This is a genomic window from Duganella sp. sic0402, from assembly GCF_019219065.1.
In the GTDB taxonomy this organism is placed as follows: Bacteria; Pseudomonadota; Gammaproteobacteria; order Burkholderiales; family Burkholderiaceae_D; genus Rugamonas.
The window spans coordinates 1-1568 of sequence record NZ_JAHUWK010000026.1; the positions used below are offsets into that span (position 1 = coordinate 1).

1 rRNA gene is annotated in these 1568 nt (G+C 53.1%); it reads right to left on the reverse strand.

The features are described 5' to 3' along the window. Positions 1–25: 25 nt before the first annotated feature. Positions 26–1556, reverse strand: a 16S ribosomal RNA gene (locus tag KW842_RS27125). Positions 1557–1568: the final 12 nt, after the last annotated feature.

The window sequence follows — 1568 nt, forward strand, 5'->3', positions numbered from 1 at the left end:
GTTCCGAAGAACCTGCAAACTCTAGAAAGGAGGTGATCCAGCCGCACCTTCCGATACGGCTACCTTGTTACGACTTCACCCCAGTCACGAATCCTACCGTGGTAAGCGCCCTCCTTGCGGTTAAGCTACCTACTTCTGGTAAAACCCGCTCCCATGGTGTGACGGGCGGTGTGTACAAGACCCGGGAACGTATTCACCGCGACATGCTGATCCGCGATTACTAGCGATTCCAACTTCATGCAGTCGAGTTGCAGACTACAATCCGGACTACGATACACTTTCTGGGATTAGCTCCCCCTCGCGGGTTGGCGGCCCTCTGTATGTACCATTGTATGACGTGTGAAGCCCTACCCATAAGGGCCATGAGGACTTGACGTCATCCCCACCTTCCTCCGGTTTGTCACCGGCAGTCTCATTAGAGTGCTCTTGCGTAGCAACTAATGACAAGGGTTGCGCTCGTTGCGGGACTTAACCCAACATCTCACGACACGAGCTGACGACAGCCATGCAGCACCTGTGTAATGGTTCCCTTTCGGGCACTCTCCAATCTCTCGAAGATTCCATCCATGTCAAGGGTAGGTAAGGTTTTTCGCGTTGCATCGAATTAATCCACATCATCCACCGCTTGTGCGGGTCCCCGTCAATTCCTTTGAGTTTTAATCTTGCGACCGTACTCCCCAGGCGGTCTACTTCACGCGTTAGCTGCGTTACCAAGTCAATTAAGACCCGACAACTAGTAGACATCGTTTAGGGCGTGGACTACCAGGGTATCTAATCCTGTTTGCTCCCCACGCTTTCGTGCATGAGCGTCAGTTTTGACCCAGGGGGCTGCCTTCGCCATCGGTGTTCCTCCACATATCTACGCATTTCACTGCTACACGTGGAATTCTACCCCCCTCTGCCAAACTCTAGCCTTGCAGTCACCATCGCCATTCCCAGGTTGAGCCCGGGGATTTCACGACAGTCTTACAAAACCGCCTGCGCACGCTTTACGCCCAGTAATTCCGATTAACGCTTGCACCCTACGTATTACCGCGGCTGCTGGCACGTAGTTAGCCGGTGCTTATTCTTCAGGTACCGTCATGAGCCACAGGTATTATCCGCAGCCTTTTCTTCCCTGACAAAAGAGCTTTACAACCCGAAGGCCTTCTTCACTCACGCGGCATTGCTGGATCAGGGTTGCCCCCATTGTCCAAAATTCCCCACTGCTGCCTCCCGTAGGAGTCTGGACCGTGTCTCAGTTCCAGTGTGGCTGGTCGTCCTCTCAGACCAGCTACTGATCGATGCCTTGGTAGGCCTTTACCCCACCAACTAGCTAATCAGATATCGGCCGCTCCAGGAGCATGAGGTCTTGCGATCCCCCACTTTCATCCTTAGATCGTATGCGGTATTAGCGTAACTTTCGCTACGTTATCCCCCACTCCAGGGTACGTTCCGATATATTACTCACCCGTTCGCCACTCGCCACCAGAGCAAGCTCCGTGCTGCCGTTCGACTTGCATGTGTAAGGCATGCCGCCAGCGTTCAATCTGAGCCAGGATCAAACTCTTTAGTTTAATCTCTGTTTT